At 65.3% G+C, this 4417-nt stretch carries 5 protein-coding genes; 3 read left to right on the top strand and 2 right to left on the bottom strand.

Annotated elements, in window-relative coordinates; translation table 11 throughout:
- A partial coding sequence (locus AC1D0P_RS22405; protein ID WP_477678762.1) for a peptide deformylase occupies positions 1–139 on the bottom strand: 139 nt, incomplete at its 3' end.
- Positions 140–368: 229 nt separating this feature from the next.
- On the opposite strand from AC1D0P_RS22405, the gene AC1D0P_RS22400 reads away from it, so the two are divergent.
- The 3 genes from AC1D0P_RS22400 (at position 369) to AC1D0P_RS22390 (ending at position 3389) form a co-directional block, all read left to right on the top strand.
- On the top strand, positions 369–1592 hold the full coding sequence (locus AC1D0P_RS22400; RefSeq protein WP_477678761.1) for a LysM peptidoglycan-binding domain-containing protein: 1224 nt from the start codon (positions 369–371) through the stop codon (positions 1590–1592).
- A 96-nt stretch (positions 1593–1688) separates the two neighbouring features.
- Positions 1689–2795: a DNA-processing protein DprA gene (gene dprA, locus AC1D0P_RS22395; protein ID WP_477678760.1), complete on the top strand. Its 1107-nt coding sequence runs from the start codon at positions 1689–1691 to the stop codon at positions 2793–2795.
- 78 nt (positions 2796–2873) lie between these two features.
- Positions 2874–3389 carry a Smg family protein gene (locus AC1D0P_RS22390; protein ID WP_477678759.1) on the top strand — a complete coding sequence of 172 codons (516 nt, stop codon included), beginning with the start codon at positions 2874–2876 and terminating at the stop codon, positions 3387–3389.
- A 71-nt stretch (positions 3390–3460) separates the two neighbouring features.
- Here AC1D0P_RS22390 and AC1D0P_RS22385 read toward each other — a convergent pair.
- Positions 3461–4417 (bottom strand): DUF1631 family protein (locus tag AC1D0P_RS22385; protein WP_477678758.1); only part of this gene is annotated, 957 nt, incomplete at its 5' end.

Genomic DNA, 4417 nt, shown 5'->3' with positions numbered 1-4417 from the left:
GGCCTATGCCCGCCGCCTCGTACATGGTTTCAAACATGTCGTCGGCCAGTTTGCGCAGGCGGGCGTCCACGGCCGCCACGGGTTTGGCCACCGTGTGCAGGCGGGGATCGGGGTAACGAAGAATGGTCAGCTGGCTCATGGGGGAAGGCAAGGGAAAAGGAGGGGCGAAGGGGAGATGTCGCTATTTTCGCCACTTTTCTCGGTTTTTCAGCATCCTGATATTCCCAGAATCGTGTATTCGTTGCTTAATCAAGGGCTTAGGTACAAAATCGTTAGTAATTTATCAAGATATGACACGCTCTTTTCCGCCCGCATCCGTTGCGGATCGTGCCGTGCCAGTCCTCAAAAAGCGCCGAAGGCCTACAAAGATGCAAACAATTTTTGGTCGTTTCAGTCAAATTTCAATAGCCGCCACCGCCCTTCTGGGCATTGCCGGCGGCCTGCATGCCCAGAATTTCCCCATCACACCGGGCCAAAAAGCAACAGCCACCCAGGTCGCCCAGGCGGGCGTCCCGCTCAGCGAACTGGCGCCGAACGCCCCGGACGAGTACACCGTCAAGCGCGGCGACACACTGTGGGCCATCTCCGGCTTGTTCCTCAAAAGCCCCTGGCGCTGGCCGGAACTGTGGGGCATGAACCTGCAGGACATCCGCAACCCCCACCGCATTTACCCCGGGCAGCACCTTTACCTGGACAAGACCGGCGGCCGTGCCACCTTGCGCACACGCCAGGCCTCAAGCGACGGCCCGCCGACGGACACGGTGCGCGTGTCGCCCCGCACCCGCTACGAATCCCTGGCCGACAACTCGATCCCCACGCTAGAGAACAATGTCATAGAACCCTTCCTCTCAGAAGCCGTCCTGGTTGACGATGCGACCTTTTCAAGGGCTCCCCGTATCGTCGCCGCCCAGGAGGGGCGTGTGCTCCTGAGCCGTGGCGACCGCGCCTATGCGCGCGGCGAGTACGTGGGCGGCGTCGCCACCGGCACTCCCCTGAGCGACGCAAAAGGCCAGCCTCTGGATTACCGCGTCTACCGCAATGCCACGGCCCTGAAAGACCCGACCACCCAGCAGATCCTGGGCTACGAGGCGCAATACATCGGCAAGGCCGAACTCATGCGCGGCGAATCCGTCACCCAAATTCCAGGCAAGGACGGCAAGCCCCAGCCGGAAATCGTGCCCGCCACCATCGACATCGTGTCCACCAAGGAAGAAATGCGCGTCGGCGACCGCCTGCTCCCCGACCCTCCTCGGGAATTGGTCAGCTACGTGCCGCATGCGCCCGCCACCCCGATCACGGGCCAGATCGTCTCCATTTACGGCAGCGCTGTGGCAAACGCGGCTGAAAACCAGGTCGTGGTGATCAACCGGGGCGCCTCGGACGGGCTTGAACGCGGCCATGTCATGGCCATCCTCAAGGACGGCGAGCGCCTGGCCGACAAGACCGACAGCGCGCGGCCGCAGATCAAGCTGCCCAACGAGCGCAACGGCTTGCTGATGGTGTTCCGCACGTTTGACAAGCTCTCCTACGCGTTGATCCTGCAGATCACCGACGGCGTCAAAGTCGGCGACCGCTTCGCCAACCCGAATTAAGCGCGCCGCCTGTGCCCGGGCGCGCCACGGCGCGGCCCGCGGACGCAGTGCTCGCTCGCCCGCCAACCGCCGGCCCTCTCCCAAAGCCAGACCGACGTGGACACGCAAGAGCTCCAGGCCTGGCTGCGATTGACCCTTTCCCCCGGCGTGGGAAACGACACCGCGCGCAAACTGCTGGCGGCTTTTGGGTCGGCCCAGGCCATCTTCAACCAGAGCGCGGCCGCCCTCACGCAACTCGGCACGGCCAAGTTGGCCAAAGCCATTCTGGCGGAACCGCCGGCTTTGGCCGCCCAGTTGCAGGTCACCCTCGAATGGCTGCAGGCCGGCGAGGACAGGCAGGTCGTCACGCTGGGCAACGCCGCCTACCCCACAGCCCTGCTCGACATCGAGGACCCGCCCCTGATGCTCTACATGCTGGGCACGCTGGCCGGGCGGCCAACGGCGGCGCCGCTCATCGCCATCGTCGGCAGCCGCAACCCGACACCGCAGGGGGAGGCCAATGCCCGGCAGTTCGCCAAGGCCTTCGGCGCCGCCGGGCTCTGCGTGGTCTCGGGACTGGCCCTCGGCATTGACGGCGCGGCGCATGACGGCGCCCTGCTGGGCGGCGGCGAAACGATTGCCGTGGTGGGCACCGGGCTGGACAGGGTCTATCCCAAGAAGCACCTCGCGCTGGCACACCGGATCGTGCAGCAGGGCATGATCGTCAGCGAATTTCCCCTCGGCACGCCCCCGCTGGCGGCGAATTTCCCGCGGCGCAACCGCATCATCTCGGGCCTGTCCCGCGGCACCCTGGTGGTGGAAGCGGCACTGCAATCGGGCTCGCTGATCACAGCGCGGCTGGCGGCGGAGCAGGGCAAGGAAGTCTTTGCCATTCCCGGCTCCATCCACTCGCCCCAGTCCCGCGGCTGCCACGCGCTGATCAAGCAGGGCGCCAAGCTCGTGGAAGTGGCGCAGGACGTGCTGGAAGAGCTGAACCTTTCTAGCGCCCCCCGCGCGACCGGCACTGATGAGACGGCGACCGGCCCGGACGCCGGCGACCCGCTGATCGCGGCCCTGGGCTTTGACCCCGTCAGCCTGGACGCCCTGCAGGCGCGCACCGGGCTGGACACCGCGCGGCTGCAGGCCAGCTTGCTGGAACTCGAACTGTGCGGGCAGGTGGTGCGCCTGCCGGGCGGGCTGTTCCAGCGCCTCGCAGCCGGTTGACGAAGCGAATTCCGATGCGCCTCAAGCGCCCGGCCGGAGGATTGACACGGCCGGCTGCATCTGCGTTATATTGGGTGCATGTTTGAAGTACTGGTGTACGTCTACGAGAATTACTGGCAAGGTGACGCTTGCCCCGAACTCCACCGACTGAGCCGCAAACTCACCGCGGCGGGCTTCGATGCCGAGGAAATCCAGGCAGCCCTTGTCTGGCTCGACGGCCTGAACACCGCGGCCCAGGGCACGCAAATCAGCCTGCCGGCCAAAACCCCTCAGGATAGCGGTGACTSCTCCGCAACAGCCTCCGCCATCCAGCCGCAATCCGCCGGCAGCCTGCGTGTGTACTCCGTCGCCGAGCAGGTGCACCTGGGCGCGCAGAGCCTGGGTTTTGTGAGCTTTCTCGAATCTTCCGGCGTGTTGCCGCCGCACATGCGCGAGATCGTCATCGACCGCGCCATGGCGGCGCCGGGCGACCCGGTGACGCTGGACGACCTGAAAATCATCGTCCTCATGGTGTACTGGAGTTTCGGCGAAGAGCCCGATGCGCTGGTGCTCGACGAGCTGTGCGACGACTCGGAATTCCGCCTGGCCCACTGAGCGCTGAACGCCAGGCGCCGGCGACTATCCCGCGCGCCAGGAGAGCCCCTTCCAATGCGTAATTTAGAGGCCTAGCCCAGCAGGCGCTCGGGATTGGCGTCGAGCTTGGCCAGCGCGTCGCGCGTGGCGCGCACCGTCAGCGCCTCTTCTTCGGTCGGCACCAGCAAGCCCGCCTGCAGGTAAGCGGCCAGGCGGCGCGCCTGGATCAGGAAATTGCGGCCGTCAGCGGAAGCAAACAGGTGCAGCTGCTTGCGATCGCTGCACCAGGCGAACTGCACATGGCTGACTTTTCCGTTGTGGTCCAGGCTGAACCATGAGCCCAGCTGCAGCTCCTTGGCCCAGGCGCGCATGGCCTCGGTGGGATGGCTGCCGCCGTCGGCGATCACCTCGATGTCGGTGGCGTCTATGCCTATCATGGTCACCAGGCTGTCGGTGTCCAGCGGCAAATCCCCCACATCCTCGTCGGACAGGTAATCCTCGAGGTTGGTCAGGCGCTTGGCCATGGCCTCCACCTTCTCCACGGGAATCGCGTCGGTCTTGGACATGAAGGCGTCGGCCAGCGTGTCGCTGATGATTTTCAGGTGCCCGTCCTGGTCGGCCACGCCCAGCCCCAGCATGGACATGCCCAAGCGCAACAGCTGCAGCAACTTGGGCAGGTCGGCGATGACGCGGGCGCGGTCGTTGCGGTTGGGCTTGGCGCTGGCCGCCCACACCAGGTCGGCGGCGGCCCGCTTGAGCGTGAGGGTCTCCTCATGCTGCGGGCCGTTCTTCATGGCGGCGATCGCCAGCACTTCGGCCCAGACCTTGAACAGGAACTCGCGGATTTCATCGCGGACCGGCATGTCATTGAGCATGTTGCGCATCTCAATGGTGTACTGGATGGTCATGGTCTCTTTTTGCTCGACCTGCTGGGCCACGCTCACCACGCGCGCTGCGCTGCCGTGCTCCGACAGAAACCTGGACAGGAATTTGTCGAATTCATCGTAAACGAGCTGGAACACCCGGCGCCCGGTTTCGGGGTATTGCTC

This window comes from Polaromonas sp. P1_G2 (assembly GCF_056405515.1).
Note: the sequence above shows the minus strand (reverse complement) of the source record. Positions and strands in the feature narration are given on the sequence as shown.

What these genes read in the sequence shown, in the direction of transcription:
- AC1D0P_RS22400 (WP_477678761.1), top strand. Translation starts at nt 369, where the DNA reads ATGCAAACAATTTTTGGTCGTTTCAGTCAAATTTCAATAGCCGCCACC.